This window comes from Acinetobacter sp. YH12045 (genome assembly GCF_013419925.1).
Classification (GTDB): domain Bacteria; phylum Pseudomonadota; class Gammaproteobacteria; order Pseudomonadales; family Moraxellaceae; genus Acinetobacter; species Acinetobacter amyesii.
The window spans coordinates 1-25,262 of the sequence record NZ_VOZE01000002.1 but is presented as its reverse complement, the minus strand read 5'-3'; the positions used below and the strand labels follow the sequence as shown (position 1 = coordinate 25,262).

The following is a 25,262-nucleotide window of genomic DNA, read 5'->3' as shown; positions in this document are numbered from 1 at the left end:
TTAGTTCTCTTTATACCATTTGCGTTTTAACCATAGCGATACACTCACTAATGCAATCAGCACAGGGACTTCAACCAATGGGCCAATAATCGTGGTAAATGCAATCGGAGATGCAATGCCAAAGGTGGCGATGGCAACAGCGAGGGCAAGTTCAAAATTATTACCTGCTGCGGTAAAGGATATCGCAGTGGTTTTGGCGTAGTTATTGCCCATCCATTTGCTCATCAAAAAGCTAATGAAAAACATCACCACAAAGTAGATTGTGAGGGGAATGGCAATACGCAGTACATCCATCGGAAGGCTCACGACATCTGCACCTTTGAGGCTAAACATCACCACAATGGTAAAGAGTAATGCGATTAAACTGATGGGGCTGATTTTGGGTATGAATTGATTTTTATACCAATCCAGACCTTTTTGTTTTACCAATATGGCACGCGTCAGGAAACCGAGCAGGAAGGGAATACCTAGATACACCAATACTGCATGTGTGATGGTCCAAAAGCTGACTTGGATCACTTGTGCTTCGATACCAAAATATGGCGGTAAAAAACTCAAAAAGAACCATGCGTAGGTACTAAAAAATGCAATTTGGAAAATACTGTTAAATGCCACTAAAGCCGTAACGTATTGGTTGTCCCCACAAGCGAGATCATTCCAAACCAGAACCATTGCAATACAACGTGCTAAACCAATCAGAATCAAACCGGTCATGTATTCAGGGTAGTGTTGTAAAAAAACGATCGCCAAAATAAACATCAGGCAAGGTGCGATTAACCAGTTTTGAAGTAGTGAAAGGTATAAGGTACGTTTATCTTTAAACACTTCAGGCAGGGCTTTGTAATCCACTTTAGCCAAAGGCGGATACATCATCAGGATTAAACCAATGGCAATCGCAATATTGACATCACCGATATTGAGTTGATTTAAAGCCCTTGAAGCACTTGGAATATACACGCCAATCGCAATGCCTAGCCCCATTGCGATAAAAATCCATAGCGTTAGATTGCGGTCTAGAAATGACAGTTTTGCAGCAGCCATTATTGAATCTCTGAAATTTTTTGGATTTCTTTGTTAAGCTCTTCACGACTTAATTGCTTAAAATCGAGTGCAAATAAAGCATCTAAACGGCGGTTAATATGCGCCACGGTATCAAGAAAAGCTGCAAGTTTTACGTCATCTGCAAGCTCTAAATGGGAAGGGTCTTCTAAACCCCAGTGTGCTTTGATGGCAGAGCCTAAGTAAATTGGGCAAGCTTCTTGAGCTGCAGAACCACAGACAGTAATTACCACATCGGGTTGGTATTGTTCACATGCTGTGATGGTTTTACTCGACAAGCCCTCAGTCGGTAGATTGAGGTTATGTAGGGTTTTTAAGGTAAATGGGTGGACTTGTCCTGAAGGTTTACTGCCTGCGCTATAAGCACGGAAACCTTCAGGGGCACGCTGGTTAAAAAGTACTTCGGATAAAATGCTGCGGCAGCTATTGCCAGTACATAGAAATAAAAAATTCATAGCGTTTCACACAATGTGGTAGTGCCTTTCGGGGAGTTTAAATCGAGGTCTTTAAATCGTTCTTGGTGACGCATGACATCGAGTATTTGTGTACACCAAGTAGGCAGTGCAGGGTGAATGGAGTAATAGACCCATTGACCTTTACGTTGATCACTCAGCACACCTGATGAACGCAGTAATGCCAAATGACGCGAAATTTTAGGTTGGCTCAATTCAAGGGACTCAGTGAGTTCGCAGACGCAGAGTTCACCTTTACAAGCCAACAGCATGATGATGTTCAGACGAGTCTCATCTGCAAGTAATTTGAAAAATTCAGTCTGTTCCATGTTTATCTGTATATATGGATTTTCATATATCTTTACATATGAATATATGGATGTCCATATATATTATTCAATAAAAATCCCACACTTGGTGGGATCTTTATATTTAGACCAGTTTAAAAGTCGAATGAAGTTTGTAAGAAGAAGGTACGTGGTTGCCCTATATATTTACCACCTGTTGCATCTGATGAACGGGTGAAATACTGTTTATCAAATACATTCTTGATGCCAGCGGCAACTTTAACCCCTTGCAGCGAACCGCCAAAGTCATAGCCGGTACGCACAGCAAAAGTTGAATAGCCTGGAATATCGCCCAGTTTACCATTTGCCGTTTCTTCAGTTTGGTAGATCCCTGAATCTTGGTTACCTGGGGCACGTTGTTTAGATTGAGCATACATGTCGGCATTGATTGACCAAGCATCGTATTTATAGCCTAAGCCAAAGTTTGCGACATTTTGTGAATAGAAGGGCAAATCTTTACCCTTAAAGTTACCTGCTTCAGCAACTGCTTTGGTATAGGTGTAATTACCATAGGCTTTTAAGCCTTCGAGGGTGTCAGCTAAATGTCCAAAGTCATAACTAAAACCGGTTTCAATCCCTTTATGACTTGTAGCACCGAGGTCAGTCCAAATGCCATTGTTTGCAGCATCACGTTCTAAAATCAGTTCTTTGTCAAAATCAAGATAAAACGCAGTCAATTCAGCACTCAAACCATTGCCTAAATATTTGGTACCAATTTCATAGTTATTAGACTTTTCAGGATGTAAGCCATCTAGGGTTGTGACTGCTGTAGTACCTTGCGTTGTTGCTAATTGGTTATATTGCTGTGGACCAAAAGATACACCGGCATTGGCAAAGAAATTCCAATGGTCTGTTGCTTTATATAGGACAGCTAAACTTGGTAAAAATTCGTCTGATTGGATCGAGGGATGAACAGTATTTTGTAATACGCCATTTTTATAGGCACTAAAACTGTTTTGCGTATCAATCGATTCAAAACGAACGCCGGGTGTAATATTCCATTTACCCAATTCTATACGGTTATCGATATAAGCTGCGTGTGCTTTGGTGCCACCCGCACTGCGGGTACGTGCTATAAACTGACCGGGTTCAGCATCTGCAGCGTATTCAGTACGGCCTGCGAACTCGGTGCTTTCTTCATCCATATAACGGTAGCCTACAGTCACTTCATTCAGCGTGCTACCTAAGCTATAGCTACGAGAATAACGTGGCTCAATGGCAAAGACTTTATAATCACGCGGTGAAGTATCTAAGCGATGATTGCCATTGGTTAAGGTGGATTCAAGATTGCTGGTACGGAATGAATCGATGTAATAACTTAAAAGTTCAAAGTTGTTCGTGTCATCTTTATGTGTATAACGTAAGGATACATCTGAACGACGGCCAGTGAAAAAATCACGATAATGCGACGTTTGATATGGATTTGCTTCGAATTCAGCAGTGCTTAAACCTTCAGGCATTTCACCTGTACCATCGTAGTGATGGAAATTTAATGCAATTTTATCCTGATCTGTTATGTCATAAGCGGTTTTTAACATGACATCATCAATGTCATTTTTATTGTTCGCTTCACGATAACCGTTGCCTTTAGTGCCTGAATAAAGCAAGGCAAGACCTAAACCATTATCTAATGTTCCACCAACAAACAGACTAGGACTTAATTTTACCTGATCTGTACCAGTTGCATATTCAGAGTTTAATGCCACTGTACCTTTAAAGTCTTCAGGAATACTACGTGTGGCAAAGTTGATAATACCGCCGACATTTTGCGGCCCAAAACGAACAGAACCTGCACCACGGACTACATCAACAGATTCTATATTTCCTAAAGAGACAGGCGCCATCGAAAGCTGTGGTTGACCATACGGTGCAAAAGACATCGGTATGCCATCGATCAACACAGTTGAACGTGGAGAAAGACGAGAGGTTAAGCCACGAACGCCAATATTTAATGAAACATCGCTACCGCCAGTACCATTATTTTCTTGAACCTGAACACCGGGAACTTGGCGTAATGCATCTTTTAGAGATGTTGCTGCGCTTTCATTTAAGCGTTTACGGTCAATAATGGTCCGCGCACCGGCATGTTTTTGCACCTTTTTTTCATTGGCATTTTCCAGCCAGTTCCCTTGAGTTTCAATGGTGATGGTCGGTAAAACATCTGCTTGCGCGGTCTCTGTATTTTCAGCAGCAGAAGCCATAGTAGCAACCATGCTTATACCTACAGCAATACTCAGCGGTAATAACGGGAAATTTTGAAGCTTTAGAGATTTTTTGCTTGAACTATACATAAAAGTGTGAGCAATGGAGAGAGAGCGTGTATCATAATCTTGCGTGCGATAAATTTAAATAAGGATGATTATCATTTAAGACTATGAATATGATTAAGCTAATAGACTTTTTAATTTAAATAAAGAATAGGTGTAATTTATAGTCAAAAAAACCGCGCTAAAGCACGGTTTTTTAAAATGAATTTAATTATTTGAACTGGATAGAGCCATTTGCACTGACCGTGATTTTAGATTCACCACCTGCCATTTCTTGTTCAGGAATAGCATCGGCACTTGCAGCTTTCATCATCGCCATACGCGGAACTGGCTGACCACCATAATTGCTGGTATTTAAATTAATATTAACTAAGTTGTAGCCTGATTTATTCCATGCCTGAGCGAGCGCTTGGGCACGTTGTTGAAAGTTTTTGGATGCTTCAACCATCAGTTCATTTTCAACTTTTTTACGCTGTGCATCTGACACACTAAAGCTGATGGATTGAGTTTGGAAATTTTGTTGTAACTCGCTCACCAATTGGCTAGCTGCTTTAAAGTCTGTACTTTCTAAACGTACTTCGGCACGACCACGCCATTCTTTCAATTTACGACTGTCATTGTCATAAATCGGGTAGGTGCTTTGAGATCCCGTTTCGATTTTTACCGCAGGGTATTTACGGGCTGTGTTCACCGCTTGGGTCATCAATTGGTTGATTTGGGTAGCAAGTTCAGCCGGCTGTTTATTTGATTTTTCAATATATAAAACGGCATACATTTGGTCGTTCGACACTTGGCGAGTAGCATCCGCCTGAATATTCACGATGTTGTAATTGAGTGGGTCAGCTGCTTGAGTTGCTGCTGCCAAACCTAGACCGGATGCTAATAAAACAGTGGATAAGATAATTTTACGCATTGTTATGACCTATTCTTCTTTCAGAATGATTAATTTAGCTTATGCTGTTATCTTAAAAGGGGATTGTGATGGATTAAAGGAAAATCTGTGGTGGGATTGTAAATCTTTCAAGAAAAATAAATGTAGTGCTTGATGAATTATTTATTTAAATAATCAGTACTTAGTTGTTTAAATAATTGATGATTACAATAATCATTCATAAGTTGTAAAAAAGCATAAAATAAAAAGGTTTTCTTTGTTTTGTCACACTGTAAGATGATAATTCAAGATATCCATGGAATAGATCTGTTTTTTCTCTAAATTATCTTTTTATTTGATCATAAAAGTGATTTATTTTCTTGAAAAAGTCTGTATCATCCGCCTCCTAGTTAGTCCATACTCAAAGAGCTTTTAAAGCTAACTAGAAACTCATAAAGCACCGAGTCAAAGGACCGCAAGTCACCCGACTTATTTCTTTCAACCCATATCAGAGATGGTAATTCGATATGAGCGTTTCTTCTGTAAACCCTGCCACTAATTCTACTAACGAATACTATTTGACTCGCCAAAGCCAGATGGAATCCAATGTTCGTAGCTATCCGCGTAAACTTCCACTTGCGATAGCAAAAGCTTTAGGTTGTTGGGTTACTGATGTTGAAGGTACAGAGTACCTCGATTGTTTAGCTGGGGCAGGAACATTGGCATTAGGCCATAATCATCCTGCGGTAATTCAAAGTATCCAAGACACACTTGCAAGTGGCCTCCCATTGCATACTTTGGATTTAACAACGCCTTTAAAAGATGCTTTTACTGAAGCACTACTTGAGCAATTACCTGGTGGTAAAGAAGAGTATTGTCTACAGTTCTGTGGCCCGTCTGGTGCAGATGGTACAGAAGCAGCAATTAAATTAGCAAAAACTTACACTGGTCGTAGTTCAGTAATCAGCTTCTCAGGTGGCTACCATGGTATGACTCACGGTTCTTTAGCAATGACAGGTAACTTGTCTGCGAAAAATGCGGTAAATGGCTTAATGCCAGGCGTACAATTTATGCCGTATCCGCATGAATACCGTTGCCCATTAGGCATAGGTGGTGAAGCGGGTGTAGACGCATTAACGTATTATTTCGAAAACTTCATTGAAGACGTAGAAAGCGGTGTAACAAAACCTGCAGCTGTAATCTTGGAAGCAATCCAAGGCGAAGGCGGTGTAGTGACTGCACCTGTAAAATGGTTAAAGAAAATCCGCGAAGTGACTGAAAAGCACAACATCGTGTTGATTCTTGATGAAGTACAAGCGGGCTTTGCACGTTCAGGTAAAATGTTTGCCTTTGAACATGCAGGTATTGAGCCAGACGTCATTGTAATGTCTAAAGCGGTAGGTGGTAGCTTACCACTTGCAGTATTAGGTATTAAACGTAAGTTTGACGCATGGCAACCAGCGGGTCACACGGGTACATTCCGTGGTAACCAACTTGCTATGGGTACTGGTCTTGCAACAATCAAAACCATCAAAGAGCAAAATCTTGCGCAAAATGCACAAGAGCGTGGTGACTTCTTACAAGCTGAAATTAAAAAATTAGCGGTAGAATTCCCATGTATCGGCAACGTACGTGGCCGTGGTTTGATGATTGGTGTTGAAATTGTTGATGAACGTCAAAAAGCAGATCACATGGGTTCTTTACCAGGTGATTCTCAATTGGCAGCAGCAATTCAAGCAGCATGTTTCAACAACAAATTGTTGTTAGAAAAAGGTGGTCGTAACGGTACTGTCATTCGTTTACTTTGCCCATTGATCATCAATCAAGCTGAATGTGAAGAAGTGATCGTTCGCTTCAAGAAAGCACTTGCTGAAGCACTTGTTGCAACTCGAGGCGCGTAAGACATGGTAGATTTTGCAGAACATCGTAAAGCGTTATTCTGCAATGATGCACAATCCATTGCTGACTACCAGTCAGCAATGGGCGAAGCGGTAAAAGCCGTTTCTGCATGGTTGCAAAATGACAAAATGTACACCGGCGGTAGTATTAAAGAGCTTCGTAGTGCAATTGCATTCAATCCTTCTAAAGAAGGTATGGGTGTACAAAAATCACTAGACCGTATGGTTGAGCTGTTCTTAAACAAAAGCTTAAAAGTACATCACCCACATTCTTTAGCGCATTTGCATTGCCCAACAATGGTCACTAGCCAAATTGCGGAAGTGCTGATTAACGCAACAAACCAATCGATGGACTCATGGGATCAAAGCCCTGCAGGTTCATTGATGGAAGTTCAATTGATTGATTGGCTTCGCCAAAAAGTGGGCTACGGTGCAGGTCAAGCAGGTGTATTCACCTCTGGCGGTACACAGTCTAACTTGATGGGTGTGTTACTTGCGCGTGATGCGTGTATCGCGAAAAACTGGAAAGACGAAAACGGCAATCCGTGGTCTGTTCAGCGTGATGGCGTACCATCTGATGCTATGCGTAACGTCAAAGTTATTTGTTCTGAAAATGCGCACTTCTCTGTGCAAAAGAACATGGCGATGATGGGCATGGGCTTCCAATCTGTCGTGACTGTTCCTGTAGATGCGAATGCTCGCATGGACATGGACGCACTTGAGAAAACCATGGCTCACCTTCAAGCTGAAGGTAAAATCGTCGCATGTGTAGTTGCAACTGCGGGTACAACCGATGCAGGCGCAATTGACCCATTGAAAGAAGTACGTGCAATCACCAATAAATATGGCGCGTGGATGCACATCGATGCGGCTTGGGGCGGTGCACTGATTCTTTCAAATGACTATCGTTCAATGTTAGACGGTATTGAACTGTCTGACTCGGTAACGCTTGATTTCCATAAGCATTACTTCCAAACGATTTCATGTGGTGCGTTCTTGCTGAAAGATGAAGCGAACTATCGTTTCATGCATTATGAAGCTGAGTATTTAAACTCTGCTTATGATGAAGAGCATGGCGTTCCTAACTTAGTATCTAAGTCACTACAAACAACTCGCCGTTTTGACGCGTTGAAATTGTGGATGACGGTTGAAGCGTTAGGTGAAGAGCTTTACGGTTCGATGATTGATCATGGTGTAGGTCTAACACGTGATGTTGCGGACTATATTACTGCCACTGACGGTCTAGAAATGCTGGTTGATCCTCAATTTGCATCGGTATTGTTCCGTGTAGTACCAGCAGGTTACCCAGCTGAATTGTTAGATACATTGAACCAAAACGTGGCAGACGAATTGTTTGCTCGGGGTGAAGCGAATATTGGTGTAACTAAAGTAGGTCAAGTTCAATCATTGAAAATGACCACTTTAAGCCCAGTGGCAACTTTAGACAACGTGAAGAACTTGCTTGCACTTGTACTTGCAGAAGCTGATCGTATTAAAGGTCCAATCGCGGATGGTACATATACACCTGCAATTGACTAATTGTCATTTTGTAATTGTAGAAGAAGGGGCTCGTAAGAGCTCCTTTTTTTTAAAAAATAAAAAGGCGCTTAATTTATTGCATGGCCGCAATTTTTCATTGAGTAATGATAGTTTACTGCGTAGGCAGATTGTTACTTTGAGGGATCAAAGTAACTAAAATCCTTCTCAGGTAAAAGGTACATCCATGTGACCATTACCTTATAGTGACATCCCTGTCGCTAGTCGCGATATTCATTGATGTTTATCATTTGATGAATGAGATACCACAATATTTATAACCAATATAAGGCTTGTAAAGGAGTTTCCCTCTCCTTGTAGGAGAGGGTTAGGGTGAGGTGAATGCAATACGATATTGATGTTATGCCGCAAATAATGGACTAAAACCTTTTTTACGCAATAATTTGCGGTACATGCTGGAACTGCGGTCCGCATGGAAAATGCGCTTCGATGCTTAAATCTAAGGGTAAATATTCAGGCTTTTGCGATTCAGAGACCAAACGGTCCTCCTCAAATATTTTCAGGTTAAAGTCATAAGCATCTTCGACAGGTAAGTCTTTGTCATAATTGCGGCAAATGGGAGCAAATAGACGGGTAGAACGAGCAGTCATCGGTGAAGCCGCATTCATAATCACTTGCTTGCTGTTATTTGGAAAATGAATCGTCAGCGTTGCAGTAAACGGCAGATGAATTTCAAAATGGCGCAGCCATTGGAAACCCTCTTGTCCGCGCTGTTCTAAACCAATTGGATAGCGCCCAACACTGCTCCAATAGTCTGCATTAAAGCCAGTTTCTGTTTCGATGGTCGTGTAGTCAGGTACTTCTACATTTGCAGGGTCGCCAAACGTATCGGGATGTACCCATGCAAAATGCGCAACATCAATAAAACCTTCAAGCTGCCGGCCTGCAAAACATTGAAAATCTATAGTAGGACAAACCAATTGTTGATATTCGGTATTCTCCCAATTCGGCATGCTAGGTATATTGGGTTCAGCTTCAGAATGAGCCGTCAGATTGCACCAGATCAAACCATAGCGCTCTACCGCTGCATAGGTGCGTAAATTAAAGCGAGGTGAAATTTTGTATTCTGGATGTGCAGGAATACGGTTGCAATGACCATGTTCATCAAAGCGTAAGCCACGATATCGGCAGACCACGCCTTGACCATCATTCTTGCCTAAACTTAGAGGTACGTCGCGGTATGGGCAGGCATTTTTAGCTACAATCAGTTCATCTCCCATTTTATAAATAACGAGCGGCATATCTAAAAGCATGGTGCCATAAGGCTGTTTTGTAATGTCTCGAGCGAGTGCAATCGGATACCAATATTTCGCAAGTAAGTGCCAGTCATGTTCTTCAAAAGTCATATGCACAGGCAAGCCTGGATTAAATGTCGCAATGGCTTTACTGGTTATTTTAGGCTCTGTTTTTATGTAAACTTGCATATTGAGCTAACTAAAAATGTAATGAAATTTCAATTATTGGAATAACATGGAATAAAAAATCGAACATGCAAATGTGTATCATTCAGAAAAAGAGGAGAATTTGAAAAAAGAAAATAAGACAAAATATGACAGTGATATGAATTCTTACGGATATCAAAGTAGAAATATATAAGACCAATACTTTGATAAATTTTATTACGTATTGAAAAATAAAGAATTATATTTAAATCAATGAGCAATCATCAATTATCATAAAAGCGTCATAAAGATGTAACCTAACTGTCATACTCTAAAATCAAAATGCGTATATCGAAAAAGTACAAGACTTTATTAGAAAGTGGCGTACTCCAATAAATGCATCAATAAAGAGAGATGAGAATGCGCTTCAATCATATCGCAATTGCGTTGGCACTTTCAGGGGCAGCTGTTGCAACAACTGCAAATGCAGCTCGTGACACGATCCAAATTGCTGGTTCTTCTACAGTTTTGCCTTACGCAAGTATTGTTGCAGAAGAGTTTGGTAATACATTCCCACAATTTAAAGCACCTGTTGTAGGTTCTGGTGGTACTTCTGGTGGTTTGAAACAATTCTGTAATGGCGTTGGTGATAACACTATCGATATTGCTAATGCATCTCGTAAAATTAAAGACACTGAGCTTGCTGCTTGTAAAAAAGCAGGTGTAAACCAAGTTCTTGAGATTAAAGTAGGTTATGACGGTATCGTGTTTGCATCAAACGCTAAAAAAGCCGCATTCAAACTTCGCCCACAGCACGTATTTGCTGCACTTGCTGCTGAATTACCTTCAAAAGGTAAATTGGTTCCAAACCCATACACACGTTGGAATCAAATCGACCCAACTTTACCAAACGAAGCAATCACTTTAGTTATTCCTGCATCAAATCACGGTACTCGTGAAGTATTCCAAGAGAAAATGGTAGATGCTGGCTGTGAAACTTACCAAGCATTTGCGAAGCTAGATAAAGATGTAAAGAAAAAGGCATGTTCTACATTCCGTAAAGATGGCCGTGTAATTGAAATTGCTGGTGACTATACAGAGACATTGGCACGCTTAAAAACTTCACCTAACGCTGTAGGTGTATTCGGTTTAGGTTTCTATGATCAAAACCGTGACAAATTACGTGTAGCGACAGTAAACAATGTTGCGCCATCTGAGAAAACAATTCTGAATGGTTCTTACCCTGTATCACGTCCATTGTTCTTCTACGTGAAAGGTGAGCATCTTAAATCAATCAAAGGCTTGAAAGAATTTACAGAATTCTTTGTAAGCAAAAAAGTATCTGGTAAAGGTTCTAAGCTTGAAAAAGCAGGCTTAATTTCAATGTCTGATAAAGAGCGCGCTGCAGTTCTTGCAAACTTTAAAGCTGGTAAAGCAGTTAAATAATTGGATTGAAACAGCCAATGGCAGGATTGACCTGCCATTGGCTTTTTGCAAAGAAACAGTTTTTTCAAGAAGGGCTTTTGAAAAAACAGTGGAGATTACATGAATCTGCTACTTATTGGTGTGTTGCTCGCAATTATTGCAATCGCTTATCAAGTTGGACTGACCAAAAGTCGCAAACTTGCAGGTAAAGGCAATAACTCAGCAATGTTGCATTCACGACCGGGCTATTATGGTGTTTTGGTCGCTTTATGGTGTGGGATTCCCGCTTTTCTAATCTTGATTGTTTGGAACTTGGTTGAACCGAGTATTTTTCAACACGTTATTTTAAATAATGTCCCTGAAAATATTCGTTTAAGTTTAGATCCTGCAAGCACGAGCGTAATGGTTGACCGCGTTCAAGCGATTGCTTCTGGTTTTGGAGTAAGTGATACGCCAGCTGCATATGAACTTGCAGCAGCAGAACAGTTAAAGAAAATTGAAAGCATCGGCTCATATGCAAAATTGGCCGTTGTGATTTGTGCGGCATTGATTGGTTTAGTCATGGCTAAACGCCGCATCGCAGAAAAATATCGTGCACGTAACCAAGTCGAAAAAGTCATTAATATCGCATTGGCATTATGTTCCGGTGTCGCAATCCTGACAACAGTTGGCATTGTGATGTCGATGTTTAGTGAAGCCATGCGTTTCTTTAGTTTTGTCAGTCCACTCGATTTCTTCTTAGGCACTGAATGGAACCCCGGTTTTAGTACATCAGGGAATGCCGAAGGTAGTTATGGTTTGCTGCCACTTCTTTGGGGCACACTCATGGTCAGTGGTATTGCGCTATTGGTTGCTGTTCCTGTTGGTTTGATGATTGCTATTTACTTGGCTGAATATGCAAAGCCAAGTTTCCGTGCTTGGGCAAAACCGGCCATTGAAGTTCTCGCAGGTATTCCAACGATTGTTTATGGTGTATTTGCCTTAATGATTATTGGACCCTTTGCAAAACAACTTGGCGCATATATCGGACTCGATATTAATGCAACCAGTGCTTTAACAGCAGGCTTTGTGATGGGGATTATGATTATCCCATTCGTTTCATCATTATCTGATGACATCATTACCCAAGTCCCTCGCGCGCTTCGTGACGGTTCACTCGGTTTGGGTGCTACAAAATCAGAAACCATTCGCCAAGTAGTGATTCCAGCTGCATTGCCGGGCATCATCGGTGCATTCTTATTGGCAGCATCTCGTGCGATTGGTGAAACCATGATTGTGGTGCTTGCAGCAGGGAACAGTCCTTTACTGCATATCAACCCACTCGAAGCGGTGTCTACCGTCACTATTACCATCGTAAACCAATTAACAGGTGATACAGATTTTGCGAGTCCTCAAGCATTAGTTGCTTTTGCACTCGGTTTAACACTGTTTGTGATTACCTTAGGGCTGAATATTGTTGCACTGTACATTGTGCGTAAATACCGTGAGCAATACGAATGAGTACGACGAATACATCAAACATGGATCAAAAATTTGATTCACATGCAGCCGCTGAGCTTCGTGAAAAACGTAAGAAAATCATTGAAAACTCTTTGGCGAAAAGACATCGTAAAGAAAAGACCTTCCGTGTCTTGGGCTTTAGTGCAGTAGTGACTGGTTTATTTTTCGTCGTGCTATTGTTTGGTAGTATTTTAGCCAAAGGTTTACCTGCATTTTGGCAAAGCTCAATGACGGTACCTGTGTTTTTTGATCCAAACATTGTCAAAGTTGGTGCGAAACCAATTCAAAAAGAAGGTGAATCACCTGCACAGTTCCAAGAGCGTTACATTGCTTGGCAAACTGAAATGGGCATGGTGGATTGGGATGCGCTCATCGTAAATGGCATCATAGCAAAAGATCCAGCGATTGCCTCACAACGTGATGATCTCAACAGTTTATATACAAGTTCAGAAGCTTATCGCTTACGTGACATGGTAATGGCAGATCCGTCATTGATTGGTCAAAAACAAGATTTTAAAATCCTTGCAGATGCTAATGTCGATGTCTGGTTGGCTGGTAATATTGACCGCAGCTTGCCTGATGAACAGCAACAATTGAGCCTAGAAGTACGCCAACTTGCAGATAAACTTAAAGCTGATGGTGTTATTACTAACTCATTTAATACTGAAATATTTAAGAATCCAGACTCTCGTAGCTCACCTGCAACTTCAGGTTTAGCTGGGGCGTTTATGGGGTCGTTATTTATGATGCTGATCGTGATCATTATTTCGATTCCAATTGGTGTAGCATCTGCAATTTACTTAGAAGAGTTTGCACCTAAAAACTGGATTACCGATGTTGTCGAAGTCAATATTAACAATCTAGCAGCGGTTCCTTCGATTGTCTTTGGTTTGCTTGGTGCAGCGATCTTTATTGGTTGGATGCATATGCCGCTTTCGGCTCCTGTGGTTGGTGGTTTAGTCTTAAGTTTGATGACTTTGCCAACGGTCATTATTACCACACGTGCTTCACTAAAAGCTGTTCCTCCATCGATCCGTCAAGCCGCTTTAGGTTTGGGTGCATCACGTTTACAAACTGTATTTCACCACGTCTTGCCACTGGCATTACCAGGTATCTTAACCGGTGCCATTATTGGTGTTGCGCAAGCCCTAGGAGAAACTGCTCCATTATTATTGATTGGTATGAGTGCCTTTGTGGCAAGTGTACCAGCCACTCCTTTAGATCAATCCACTGCATTACCTGTACAAATTTTCCTTTGGCAAGGTAATGAGCTACGTAACTTCTTTGAAGGGCGTACCGCAGCAGCAATCATTGTACTTCTTGCTCTCATGATCGGCTTAAACAGTTTAGCCATCTGGTTACGTAAGAAATTTGAAGTACGCTGGTAATTGAGGGCATTATATGAATAGCGTCGTTACAACAGAAAAGAATTCCTTAGATCAGGATAAGTCCGTGAATCCAGAACAAACACAATTTACCTCTGCTCAGGGCAGCCAAAAACAAACCAATACTGCGTTTGTGTCACAGTTCGATACGCAATCTAGTGCGAAAAAAGATGCGAAATCGACCAATGTGAAAATCAGTACCAATGATGTGCATGTGTACTATGGCGAATCTGAAGCGATCAAAGGCATTGATCTGAACATTTATGAAAATGAAGTGATCGCGTTTATTGGACCGTCTGGTTGTGGTAAGTCAACTTTCCTGCGTACGCTCAACCGTATGAATGACACGATTGATTCTTGTCGTGTGACAGGACAAGTGCTCATGGATAATCAAGACATCTATGATCCAAATCTTGATGTGGTATTACTGCGTGCCCAAGTAGGTATGGTTTTCCAAAAGCCGAACCCATTTCCAAAGTCAATCTTTGATAATGTCGCTTATGGTCCAAAACTGCATGGATTGGCGCGTGACAAATACGACATGGAAGAAATTGTTGAAAATAGTCTGCGTAAAGCAGGTCTTTGGGATGAAGTGAAAGACCGTTTGAGCCAACCGGGTACGGGGCTTTCAGGTGGTCAGCAGCAACGTCTTTGTATTGCGCGAACCATTGCAGTCAGTCCTGAAGTGATTTTGATGGATGAACCCTGTTCAGCACTGGATCCGATTGCAACTGCAAAAGTAGAAGAACTCATCACTGAACTTTCAGCGCAATATACCATTGCGATTGTGACGCACTCGATGCAACAAGCAGCACGTGTATCTGACCGTACCGCATATTTCCATTTGGGTGATTTGATTGAAGTGAATTCCACTGAAAAAGTCTTTACTCAACCGGATCATCAATTGACTGAAGCGTATATTACCGGGCGTTTTGGCTAATCTAGTCTGTCTAAAAAAGAGCCGAAAGGCTCTTTTTTTATGAAGTCAATAATTAGGTCAAAAAGTCTTGATAAAAATAAAATGCTCAATTTGGCTCAATGAGAATTATTTTCAAAAAATAGATTGAATTTTTGTGATGCAACCCACATGTTATACAACATAAATATGAATTAAATGAGTTTCAATTTTATGCTATTTCATAATCCCAAGTTGCCTGCGGAAATTCGTGTAAGTCACTTAAATGCACGTATTAATGAACAACGAAAAAAAATTGCGCAAACCACTGCATCTAAACTTGAGCTGCTGCAACTAAGCCAACAATTATCAAAAGAAGCGCGCGCACGTAAAAAGAATAACCAAAAAATTTATGTGATCGATTTTAATGGTGATACCGCTGCATCGGCGGTGACAAGCCTTCGTGAAGAAATTACCCTAATCTTAGCGACAGCAAAAGCTGGGCGCGACCGCGTAGTTTTACGTTTAGAAAGTCCAGGCGGGATGGTGCATGGCTATGGTCTGGCTGCAGCACAATTGGTACGTTTACGTGATGCTGGATTTAACTTAACCATTTGTGTGGACAAAGTTGCTGCAAGCGGTGGCTATATGATGGCCTGCATTGCAAATGAAATTGTTTCAGCACCATTTGCCGTAGTAGGTTCGATTGGTGTGGTTGCACAAGTGCCGAACTTTAACCGTTTATTGAAAGAAAAGCATATCGATTTTGAGTTGTATACTGCGGGTCAGTTCAAACGTACCGTAACGATGTTTGGTGAAAATACTGCTGAAGGTAAAGCCAAATTTGAAGAAGAGTTGCAGCAAACCCATAACTTGTTTAAACACTTTGTTGAAAAATACCGTCCTCAGCTCAATGTCGATAAAGTCGCAACAGGTGAGCATTGGTATGGGCAAGATGCTCTTGATCTTAATCTAGTCGATAAGCTCCAAACGTCAGATGAATATCTATTAAGTCTCATGCCACAACATGATGTATATATGATTGAAACCCGCAAAAAGCCAACACTTGGTGAGAAGTTGGGCTTACAAGCAGCACAAATTGCGGATTCATTGGTTCCTGCAGTCATGTCTAAAGTGATGGAGTCATTGAGCAAAGCCAATTCGAGTCTCGTGCAGTTGCGTGATCCTAAACTCTAAAATCGTTTTTGTTATGATGTCTTTAAAGCTCACTTCGGTGAGCTTTTTTTATTCTAAATGACGCTACTTTGAAAATTGCAGCAAGCGCGGCTAATAAACAGCAATCATTTATAAATACTTTGATAATTTTGATTATCCAAACTTGGCTGAATCTAAAATATTAAAATGGATAGAACCATAGAAACCGCTGTTATTGGCGTAGAATTTAAGGTGAAAAATTAAATAAATATAATTCTGATGAATTTACATCCAGAATGGTTTGTCTGTTCAGCACCAATTTGATAAGGTACTTAACTAATTATTTATTAGATGTTTATTACATAATAACACTGAGGGCGAAATGACAAAAATTGTCGTGATATCAAAGAAAGATCAAACGATTTTAAAAGAAACTCAGGCCACAAAAATACAAATATCTCAACCGTCCGTTATTCAGTTAGAACTCAAGCCAGCCGATATTCAGTCGATCCATAGGGTAGGTAATCAATGTGTGATTACCCTGAAAAATGGTCAAAAAATTGTGATTGATGATTTTTATACAGATGACTTTGGCTCTGATAATTCTTTGCTCGTGCATAGTGGGCCAGAGCAATTTGAATTGGTTGAAATGGATGTCGATGGCAAAACAATTAGCTATCGTTCTGTGAATGAATTTATGCAACCTTTAGCTGCATCGACTCAATTAAATCAGGCGACAACACCAGCTCAAGCTACAGAAGTTGCAAGTGAAGATGATGGTTCACCATCGCTACTTAAGGCGGGATTGGCGATCTTAGGTGCAGAAGCGGTATATTTGCTGGCATTTGACAAAGAAGATGATAAATCCTCTAGCAATGACAAAACAGCGCCAAGTACGCCAACTGGAAGTTTTGATAGTGACGGAAAAGTCGTGTCCGGTAAGGCGGAAGTGGGTGCAACGGTTTATATCGTAGATGCGAAAGGCAATACGATTGGTCAATCTAAAGCAGATGCCGATGGCAACTATAAAATTACTTTAGATGACGCGATTACAGACGGCAATCGCGTGATTTTGTATGCGAAAGACAAGGCGGGAAATAGTTCACAATCGACGATTTTAACGGGTAGTAAAGATACGATCGCCCCAGACGCTGCAAATGCACAAGTGGATGAAAGCGGTAAGTTTGTCTCTGGTTTTGCCGAAGCGGGTTCAAAAGTTTATGTTTATGCTGCAGATGGCACAACGCTTTTAGGTGGGCCTGTGACTGCGGCAAGTGATGGCAATTTCTCCATTGCATTAAGTAATACTTTACAAGCAGGTGAGACGGCTAAAGTCATTGTAGAAGATAAAGCTGGCAACAAATCTGAAGCGCAGTCGGTTGAGATGGGCAAAGATACGCTTCGACCCGATCAACCTAAAATTGAAGTGAATAAATCCGGAACTGAACTGGTTGGTACGGCTGAAGCCAATAGCACCATTCAAATATTAGATGCAAATTCACAAGTCATCGCCACCACTACGGTAGATACCAAAGGTCAATTTAAACTGACATTGTCCCCAGCACTGTCGGATAGTAATAAGACAACCATTATTGTGGTTGATGCGGCAGGCAATCAATCGATACCGTTAAATGTCACTGCTGGAACGGATAATACGGCACCCGTTGCACCAACAGCAACACTCAATACAGATGGTACAGAAGTGTCGGGAAGCGCTGAAATTGGTGCCAAAATTACTATTAAAAACAGTGCAGGAAATACGCTTGGTACCGCAACTGTAGGTGATGATGGTCGCTATACGGTGAAATTAAGCAGCGCAATAACAGATAATAATGTTGTCCAAGTGACTGCGACAGATGCCGCTGGCAATAGCTCAAAGAGCACGCAAGTGATTGGGACAAAAGACACTATTGCACCATCCGCGCCGACATTAACGACTGTGTATGATGATCGCGAGACTACAAAGCTCACCATTAAACAGGGGGAGAGCACGCAAGATTCCACCCCAAGTTTTGAAGGTAAAGGTGAGGCCAATGCCACGATTACCATTTATAAAAATGGCGTCGCAGTGGCAACGGTCAAAGCAGATACCAGTGGAAAATGGTTGTATACACCAGAATCTGACTTAGCGGCAGGTAAGTATAGCTATAGTTTTACCCAAACGGATCTAGCTGGAAATACCAGTGCCAAAAGCTCAGCATTTGATTTTACAGTTGAAGCGATGACAGTTGCTAAAGCGAGTTTATTCTTGATCTCAGAAGAACAGGCTTCGAATGAATTACATGATCAAGCATCGCAGTTAATAGATGATAATAATGTATTTGATGTACTTGCGCAGCACAGTGTGTCGGGCTTTGGCTTAAACGAAATAAGCTCTTTTATTTCTGATGATCAAATCGATTTGAACAGCTTATTGAGCAATCAAGAGCCAAACAATGCTCTTGATGTAATATCAGATGATTCATCTTATTTAAATGCGTCCATCAATCCTGTATCGGGTGGGACAGCAGTTTCGAATGCAGCGTTCCAAACAGCATGGGGCACATTAGATCCGTTAGATCAATCCTTAAATGTGCTACCACTCTATTAATTATTAATACATCCATTCATGAATATAGCGATAAAAAAGCACTCTGATGAGTGCTTTTTTTATTTAAGATTTTTTCAGATTGAAATATAAAAGGCCGCCAGTGATCATCGCACCAAATGTTGCAAGCAGCATATCTTTATGCGCATCCCAAATATCACCTTGTTGCCCATTGTAATTTTCAGCGTCCTCTGGTGATAAGCCAATGGCAATCAGCCATTCGATCCATTCATAAAATAAACTGGTCGCCATGACGAATTGTACGACCAATAAAAAGAGTGTTCCGGCTTTTAACTGCGGTAGCCAGATTTGAAATATGCGATAAAAGAACGGGTAGAGCAGCAAACCATAGGCAAGATGTACAAGCCGATCATACATATTCCGACTCCATCCCATGCTTTGGTCAAGATTGAAACCGAGGAGAGCTTGTGTCCATTCAGAATAAGGCACATAAGAATATAAATAATGGGCACCAATGACATGAATCAGTAAAAAGCCAAGATACAGGCAAACTGTTGTGAAAGTTAGCCCTATTTTATAGAGGAAAACGAGTAACACGATCAGCATAAACGCTGTGCCGATTTGATGGAGGATATATGCTTCCATTTCTAAAGGTTGGATACTGGCGATCACAATGGCAAGCGTTAATAACGCAAAAGCTAAGATGTGCTTAAGTTTTAATTTGAAATCAATCATGAAAAGGCAAAGCTCAAATTTTTTATCGGTGTGCAATGTTTATAATTCGCGGCAAGTATAGCCATAATGCGATGAAAGGTGTTAGTTCGACGGCGTTAGAATTTGTGCATTATTTTTTCAAATGTCATCAGCTAGCAACTAGGGATAAGTATTTTCAAAAAGATTGTATTAAACTCAGATGTATATCGAAGTTTATGTATTTGGAAGTAACTATGGCCGTTGTTGAGGCATTTATTGCGACTCAAAATTGTTATTTTAACTATGAGTTTGAAGAACTTAATTTAACAGATGATTTTCCAGAAGAGCTCTCTGTGTCTTTGCGCGGCATGATGTTTCGCCATGAAATTCAGTATCCCAATGCCACATATTATATTTATTATTCAGATGTTTTAACAGGCTGTGAATTACAACGGATGAAAGATGATTGGGCGAAATATTGCCCTGCAGAATAAAATTACTTCTAAATTTTCTCTCTCCTTGTATAAGAGGGTTTGGAGGTGGAAATTCTCATCCTCTTGCGGAGCATGCTCCTCATCTCAAAGAGAGAAGGAGTATATAGGTGGAAATAAAAAACGAGGCATGAAGCCTCGTTTTTTTGATCTATTTAAAATTAGATTTTAGAAATCAGATCTTTGAAATTAATTCAGCAATTTGTTTTGCTTGAGTTGATGCATTACCTGTATATGTTGCAGGTGTCATTTCAGCAAGACGTGCACGGTCAGCAGCTGGAACAGCTTCTAACTCGTTACCATTTACGAAATCAACCATCATTTCGCGAGTCATTGCTTGACCACGAGTTAGGGCTTTAAGTTTTTCGTAAGGTTTTTCAACTGCATAACGACGCATTACAGTTTGAATTGGTTCAGCAAGAACTTCTTGAGCATGGTCTAGGTCTTCTAGAATACGTTGAGCATTCAACTCAAGTTTGCCAATACCTTTAGAGCAAGCTTCAAATGCAATCAAGCTTTGTGCAAAACCAACACCCATGTTACGAAGCACAGTTGAGTCAGTTAAGTCACGCTGCCAACGAGATACAGGAAGTTTTTCACCAAGGTGAGCCAATACCGCATTCGCAATACCCAAGTTACCTTCAGAGTTTTCGAAGTCAATTGGATTAACTTTATGTGGCATTGTTGAAGAACCAACTTCGCCTTCTTTCAAACGTTGTTTGAAGAAACCAAGTGAGATGTATCCCCAAACGTCACGGTTAAAGTCGATTAAGATTGTGTTGAAACGACGTAGCGCATCAAAAAGTTCCGCCATGTAGTCATGCGGTTCAATCTGAGTCGTGTACGGGTTGAAGGTTAAACCTAAAGACTCTACAAAAGCTTGAGAATGAGCAGGCCAGTTAATTTCAGGGTAAGCAGAGTAATGAGCGTTGTAGTTACCTACAGCACCGTTAATTTTACCTAGAAGTTCAACTTGTTTGAATTGTTTGATTTGACGTGCAAGGCGGTAAGCTACGTTCGCCATTTCTTTACCCAAAGTTGTTGGGCTAGCAGTTTGACCGTGTGTACGAGACAACATTGGTTGTTCAGCATGTTTTTCAGCCAAAGCAACGATTGAATCGATGATTTGCTGCATTGCTGCAACTAAAACTTCACGGCCATTTTTAAGCATTAAAGCGTGTGACAAGTTGTTGATGTCTTCTGATGTACATGCAAAGTGAATAAATTCGCCTGCATTTTTAAGCTCATCGATATGTGCGATTTGCTCTTTTAAGAAGTACTCAACTGCTTTTACGTCATGGTTTGTTGTACGTTCAATTTCTTTAATGCGGTTTGCATTGTCTTCAGAGAAGTTCGCAACAATTGCATCAAGCGCAGCATTCGTTTCAGCACTGAACGCTGGAACTTCAGTGATTTCAGGACGGTTTGCAAGCGCTTGTAACCAACGCACTTCAACAGTCACACGAGCATGGATTAAACCAAACTCAGAGAGGAAGGGACGTAGAGCATCACATTTGCTTGCGTAACGTCCATCTAATGGAGAAAGTGCGGTTAAAGCGTTCATAGCGATTCCTTAAATTTTGGAATTAAACGTAAAACAAAAAGCCCGTACTGCATCAGTTAAACCACCTGATACTGTAAACGGGCAAGATCTTGAATATCTTGTAGTAGCTTGCGCTTACTGAAAATCATACCCCATGAGCTACCACCGAGCTGACGCCATAAATGTGCCATTTGTAAGCCGGTAAATAAGGTGGCGCGAATGCGATTGGTATGAGAGGTGTCTTTAAATGCTTCGGCATTACCACGAACCATAATACGTGGATTAATTTGGCCAGCAGTTTCAATATAGGTTTGCGCTAAATTGGCAATGATACTTGGATGTAAATAATTATTATCGAAAAAAGAAAGCTGTCTTAGGATTTTTTGTTGGGATTGTTCAATGGTTTCGACAAATTTGGGATTGCTGTAGACTTTCTTTTCTAACTGTAATAACGCCATCGCATACGTCATGGGTAGCTTGGTATTAGCAAGTTTAGGAAGTCTAGATTTGGGAGATGTATTGAAGGGTTGAGTAATGCTACTTTCTAAGGTCTTTAAACCCAGTGAAATATCCGCCAAACCACTAAAAAAATCGAGCGTCTGACTAGACTGATTCGACTTGGGACGGATATTTAAACTGGCTTTGATGAGATGTTCAAAATAAAAATTACCGCTTTCACCAATACTTTGCGTACCCGTCAATGCGGTCATATGGGTTAGCTGCGTCGCTTGAAAAACAGCAGCTAACGCCAATGCACGATTTTGGCGAGTATTCAGAGTCTGAGGCTGTTGAAACGGTAACTCTGTCATCCGAAACAATCCTTATACAATAAAATCCGGTTTAGGCGCATTGGTATGATGAATCACACCGCCACCTAAACAAACTTCACCGGTGTAGAACACCACACTTTGACCCGGTGTAACAGCACGTTGTGGCTCATCGAATTCGACACGCACACCATTTGGCGCTGTAGAGTCTTTAAATAATGTACAGTCTTGGTCAGGCTGACGATAACGAGTTTTCGCTGTGCAGCGGAAACCTGATTCAGGAATCTCTTGTTCACCAGCCACCCAATCAATCGCTTCAGACCATAAAATGGTGCTTTGCATGAGTGGATGTTCATGACCTTGACCAACGACTAGGCGGTTACCCTCAATGTCTTTGTGAAGTACAAACCAAGCGCCTTCTTCAGCACCTTTTAGACCACCAAGACCGATGCCACCACGTTGGCCGAGCGTATAGTACATTAAGCCGTGATGTTCACCAACCTCTTTACCCGTGTCTAAGACGATTTTTCCGGGTTGAGCAGGTAAATATTGCTTTAAGAAGTCATTAAATCGACGTTCGCCAATAAAGCAGATGCCAGTAGAGTCTTTTTTCTTCGCGGTGATTAGACCTAATTCTTCAGCGATTTTACGCACTTGTGGTTTTTCAATTTCACCTACAGGGAACAAAGTTTTGTTAATTTCACGACCATGCACTGCATGTAGGAAATAGGTTTGGTCTTTATTGTTGTCTAGGCCACGCAGTAGAGGTGCATACTCTTCACCACGTGAATTTTTTAGCGTTTCACCACGACGGCAATAATGGCCTGTCGCAATAAAGTCAGCACCTAAGTTCACAGCATGGTCAAGAAATGCACGGAATTTAATTTCTTTATTGCAGAGAATATCTGGATTTGGTGTACGACCAGCGGCATATTCTTCTAAAAAATGCTCAAAGACACGGTCCCAATATTCCATCGCAAAGTTTGCGGTATGAAGTTTGATACCAATTTTGTCACAAACAGCTTGAGCATCGGCAAGATCTTCCATTGCCGTACAGTATTCCGTGCCGTCATCTTCTTCCCAGTTTTTCATGAAAAGACCTTCAACTTGATAACCTTGTTGAAGTAAAAGTGCTGCAGATACAGAAGAATCTACACCACCAGACATACCGACGATGACACGTTGTTGCATAGGATTAAGCATCCAAATTTGAAATTAAGGGAGAATTTTGGTGCTCGTAAATGAGCGATAAAGGAAATTTTTGACCTGAAAGAGCATCTTGTACAGCTTTGATGACTAATGGACTGCGCGCACGGGCAGACTCAATGAGTTCATCAAGCGTCATCCATACTGCACCGACAATACCTGTGTCTAACTGTGCATCGGAATGGTACTGAATGTCCTTAGCTAAGAAACAGAAACGGAAATAAGTACGATCAGGGAACATCGGAGGAGTATAAGTATACATGCCTAGGAGGTTCGTGATTTCTACATCATGACCTGTTTCTTCCATGGTTTCTCGAATGGCGGCTTCAATAATGGTTTCGCCAGCTTCAACATGACCTGCAGGTTGATTAAATACAGTATGGGTCACACCTTCTGTATGTTCTTCAACAAATAGGAATTTTCCGTCTTTTTCAACGACTGTAGCAACAGTGACATGAGCAGTCCAAGCGGTCATAGAAAAGCACCATGGGGTAAAAACGCTATTCTACAAAATTTAGGGAGCGGTGGCTATGATTGATTTTTTTCTTAATTTCCTTGAGATGCGTTTCAATATTGAAGTAAGAAGAACGTGGAGGAATCTTGTAAGATAAATCTATTGTACATATCTTCACACTGAAAAATATTTTGAGAATTAGATGAAAATACTAAGTTTATTTATATTTGTTATGTTAATGGTTAGTTGTACGGCAAAAAGCGGTGCTGATGAAAATTTGTTGCTTGTAGATGATGCAATTCTCGACGTTAAACAAACGCTGCCAAAGAAAAATAATGCATATACAGTTTGGAAAGATATATACAGAGATGGTGCAACTATTAAATTAATATATCAGATGGATAATTATACATTTCCAAAAGATAAAATATATTTGTTAGAAGAGTATGCAAAATCAGATTCTGTAAAGAATGTTATTTGCAAATCTTTATTGGAAACATTTGGTTGGGATTATTCTGTAGAGTCAATTACATATGATATGAATGATACAGTTTTATTTTCTTTTGTTTATAGTAAGAAAAATTGTTAAATAAAAGTGTATTGTTTAATTATTTAGTTAAATTATATTTTTGTCCAGTACTGACCGAATTGTTATAGATTTAACATTACAGCTTTTTAAAATACTTGCTTTAAAAAGCAGTAATGTTAAATATTAAAATCTTTATTCAATGAAGGGAGTCTTGTTATCACGAGGAAAATCAGGGAATAGCGTGTAAATCATATCAGGATTCTTTTGAAGACCCGCACCATCAATGTATTTCCACTCCTTACTTTCAATTGGACGTACGGCAAGCATGAATGAAAGATCACCTGTCATTTTTCGACCATTCATAGAAATCGTGACTTGTTTAGGTACGGCACAAAACTCATTTCTACCAATGATATAACTTTGTTTTGGAGGATGAGTGTCAACTTGAGAGACATATATTTTATTTTGTTTAAAGGAGTTTGCAGCAAGTTCTAATATGGCATTATATTTATCTTTACCACCTGCATAATTGATAATAGATGAATCTGTTTTTTCGGTGATTAATGCATAATTACCCTTATTTAAGGCTGTGCCGATATCTTTAATTTCTTTGGCAATGATTTTTTCATAATCATCTTTACACTGCGTTGAATTCGCAAAAGCAGTTGTAGAGGTTAAAATTACGCCTGCAAAAAATATTCTAGTAATTAATAAGCCTCTTTCATAAATCAAAAAACGAACAGTCTCTTGCTGATTATTTGTACCGAAGAATTTTAAATATTCATGCATAATCTGCGGATGAAATATATCGATTCAAAGAAGCTTTCTGAAACACAGT

At 40.4% G+C, this 25,262-nt stretch carries 21 protein-coding genes and 1 pseudogene; 10 read left to right on the top strand and 12 right to left on the bottom strand.

Annotated elements, in window-relative coordinates:
- The 5 genes from arsB to FTU02_RS03775 all read right to left on the bottom strand — a co-directional run bounded on the left by arsB (position 1) and on the right by FTU02_RS03775 (position 5,038).
- Complete coding sequence (gene arsB / locus FTU02_RS03795) at positions 1-1,041, bottom strand: ACR3 family arsenite efflux transporter (protein WP_180055084.1); 1,041 nt, start codon at positions 1,039-1,041, stop codon at positions 1-3.
- On the bottom strand, positions 1,041-1,514 hold the full coding sequence (locus tag FTU02_RS03790) for an arsenate reductase ArsC (RefSeq protein WP_078191858.1): 474 nt from the start codon (positions 1,512-1,514) through the stop codon (positions 1,041-1,043). The genes arsB and FTU02_RS03790 overlap by 1 nt, the downstream gene beginning before the upstream one ends.
- Positions 1,511-1,840 (bottom strand): metalloregulator ArsR/SmtB family transcription factor, encoded by a 330-nt coding sequence (locus tag FTU02_RS03785; RefSeq protein ID WP_078191857.1) that lies wholly within the window; start codon positions 1,838-1,840, stop codon positions 1,511-1,513. The genes FTU02_RS03790 and FTU02_RS03785 overlap by 4 nt, the downstream gene beginning before the upstream one ends.
- Before the next feature lie 113 nt (positions 1,841-1,953).
- Positions 1,954-4,149 carry a TonB-dependent siderophore receptor gene (locus FTU02_RS03780; protein WP_180155932.1) on the bottom strand — a complete coding sequence of 732 codons (2,196 nt, stop codon included), beginning with the start codon at positions 4,147-4,149 and terminating at the stop codon, positions 1,954-1,956.
- A 187-nt stretch (positions 4,150-4,336) separates the two neighbouring features.
- Positions 4,337-5,038 (bottom strand): SIMPL domain-containing protein, encoded by a 702-nt coding sequence (locus tag FTU02_RS03775; RefSeq protein WP_078191855.1) that lies wholly within the window; start codon positions 5,036-5,038, stop codon positions 4,337-4,339.
- A gap of 485 nt (positions 5,039-5,523) precedes the next feature.
- On the opposite strand from FTU02_RS03775, the gene FTU02_RS03770 reads away from it, so the two are divergent.
- Positions 5,524-6,897, top strand: coding sequence for a diaminobutyrate--2-oxoglutarate transaminase (locus FTU02_RS03770; protein WP_180035339.1), 1,374 nt, complete (start codon positions 5,524-5,526; stop codon positions 6,895-6,897).
- Positions 6,898-6,900: 3 nt separating this feature from the next.
- On the top strand, positions 6,901-8,433 hold the full coding sequence (locus tag FTU02_RS03765; RefSeq protein WP_180076937.1) for an aspartate aminotransferase family protein: 1,533 nt from the start codon (positions 6,901-6,903) through the stop codon (positions 8,431-8,433).
- A gap of 358 nt (positions 8,434-8,791) precedes the next feature.
- Here the strand turns inward: FTU02_RS03765 and FTU02_RS03760 are convergent.
- Positions 8,792-9,845, bottom strand: a pseudogene (locus tag FTU02_RS03760) (aromatic ring-hydroxylating dioxygenase subunit alpha).
- 408 nt (positions 9,846-10,253) lie between these two features.
- On the opposite strand from FTU02_RS03760, the gene FTU02_RS03755 reads away from it, so the two are divergent.
- The 6 genes from FTU02_RS03755 (at position 10,254) to FTU02_RS03730 (ending at position 18,783) form a co-directional block, all read left to right on the top strand.
- A complete protein-coding gene (locus FTU02_RS03755) occupies positions 10,254-11,279 on the top strand; it encodes a substrate-binding domain-containing protein (RefSeq protein WP_180155930.1) in 1,026 nt (341 codons plus the stop codon).
- 99 nt (positions 11,280-11,378) lie between these two features.
- A complete protein-coding gene (gene pstC, locus FTU02_RS03750; protein ID WP_180023450.1) occupies positions 11,379-12,758 on the top strand; it encodes a phosphate ABC transporter permease subunit PstC in 1,380 nt (459 codons plus the stop codon).
- A complete protein-coding gene (gene pstA / locus FTU02_RS03745; protein ID WP_180155928.1) occupies positions 12,755-14,146 on the top strand; it encodes a phosphate ABC transporter permease PstA in 1,392 nt (463 codons plus the stop codon). Before pstC ends, pstA begins: the two co-directional genes overlap by 4 nt.
- 13 nt (positions 14,147-14,159) lie before the next feature.
- Complete coding sequence (gene pstB, locus FTU02_RS03740; protein ID WP_218949716.1) at positions 14,160-15,083, top strand: phosphate ABC transporter ATP-binding protein PstB; 924 nt, start codon at positions 14,160-14,162, stop codon at positions 15,081-15,083.
- 189 nt (positions 15,084-15,272) lie between these two features.
- Positions 15,273-16,235 carry a protease SohB gene (sohB, locus tag FTU02_RS03735; RefSeq protein WP_078192382.1) on the top strand — a complete coding sequence of 321 codons (963 nt, stop codon included), beginning with the start codon at positions 15,273-15,275 and terminating at the stop codon, positions 16,233-16,235.
- Positions 16,236-16,575: 340 nt separating this feature from the next.
- Positions 16,576-18,783 carry an Ig-like domain-containing protein gene (locus FTU02_RS03730; protein WP_180155926.1) on the top strand — a complete coding sequence of 736 codons (2,208 nt, stop codon included), beginning with the start codon at positions 16,576-16,578 and terminating at the stop codon, positions 18,781-18,783.
- A 63-nt stretch (positions 18,784-18,846) separates the two neighbouring features.
- On the opposite strand, the gene FTU02_RS03725 is transcribed toward FTU02_RS03730, so the two are convergent.
- Positions 18,847-19,476: a DUF2238 domain-containing protein gene (locus FTU02_RS03725; RefSeq protein WP_180155923.1), complete on the bottom strand. Its 630-nt coding sequence runs from the start codon at positions 19,474-19,476 to the stop codon at positions 18,847-18,849.
- A 212-nt stretch (positions 19,477-19,688) separates the two neighbouring features.
- On the opposite strand from FTU02_RS03725, the gene FTU02_RS03720 reads away from it, so the two are divergent.
- The gene (locus tag FTU02_RS03720; RefSeq protein ID WP_180004910.1) at positions 19,689-19,928 is read left to right on the top strand and encodes a hypothetical protein; all 240 of its coding nucleotides are present in this window, start codon (positions 19,689-19,691) and stop codon (positions 19,926-19,928) included.
- Positions 19,929-20,100: 172 nt separating this feature from the next.
- On the opposite strand, the gene purB is transcribed toward FTU02_RS03720, so the two are convergent.
- Genes purB through FTU02_RS03700 form a run of 4 tightly spaced genes read right to left on the bottom strand, consistent with a single transcriptional unit; the run spans position 20,101 to position 23,916 of the window.
- A complete protein-coding gene (gene purB, locus FTU02_RS03715) occupies positions 20,101-21,489 on the bottom strand; it encodes an adenylosuccinate lyase (protein ID WP_180155921.1) in 1,389 nt (462 codons plus the stop codon).
- 56 nt (positions 21,490-21,545) lie between these two features.
- Entirely contained in the window at positions 21,546-22,277 is a 732-nt protein-coding gene (hflD, locus tag FTU02_RS03710) for a high frequency lysogenization protein HflD (RefSeq protein WP_218956158.1), read from the bottom strand.
- 12 nt (positions 22,278-22,289) lie between these two features.
- A complete protein-coding gene (mnmA, locus tag FTU02_RS03705) occupies positions 22,290-23,426 on the bottom strand; it encodes a tRNA 2-thiouridine(34) synthase MnmA (protein ID WP_180155917.1) in 1,137 nt (378 codons plus the stop codon).
- A 4-nt stretch (positions 23,427-23,430) separates the two neighbouring features.
- Positions 23,431-23,916, bottom strand: coding sequence for an NUDIX hydrolase (locus FTU02_RS03700; protein ID WP_180010414.1), 486 nt, complete (start codon positions 23,914-23,916; stop codon positions 23,431-23,433).
- A gap of 181 nt (positions 23,917-24,097) precedes the next feature.
- Here FTU02_RS03700 and FTU02_RS03695 point away from each other — a divergent pair, with 181 nt between their 5' ends.
- A complete protein-coding gene (locus FTU02_RS03695) occupies positions 24,098-24,484 on the top strand; it encodes a hypothetical protein (RefSeq protein ID WP_078191841.1) in 387 nt (128 codons plus the stop codon).
- Positions 24,485-24,616: 132 nt separating this feature from the next.
- Here FTU02_RS03695 and FTU02_RS03690 read toward each other — a convergent pair whose 3' ends face one another.
- Complete coding sequence (locus FTU02_RS03690; protein ID WP_257232754.1) at positions 24,617-25,213, bottom strand: hypothetical protein; 597 nt, start codon at positions 25,211-25,213, stop codon at positions 24,617-24,619.
- Positions 25,214-25,262: the final 49 nt, after the last annotated feature.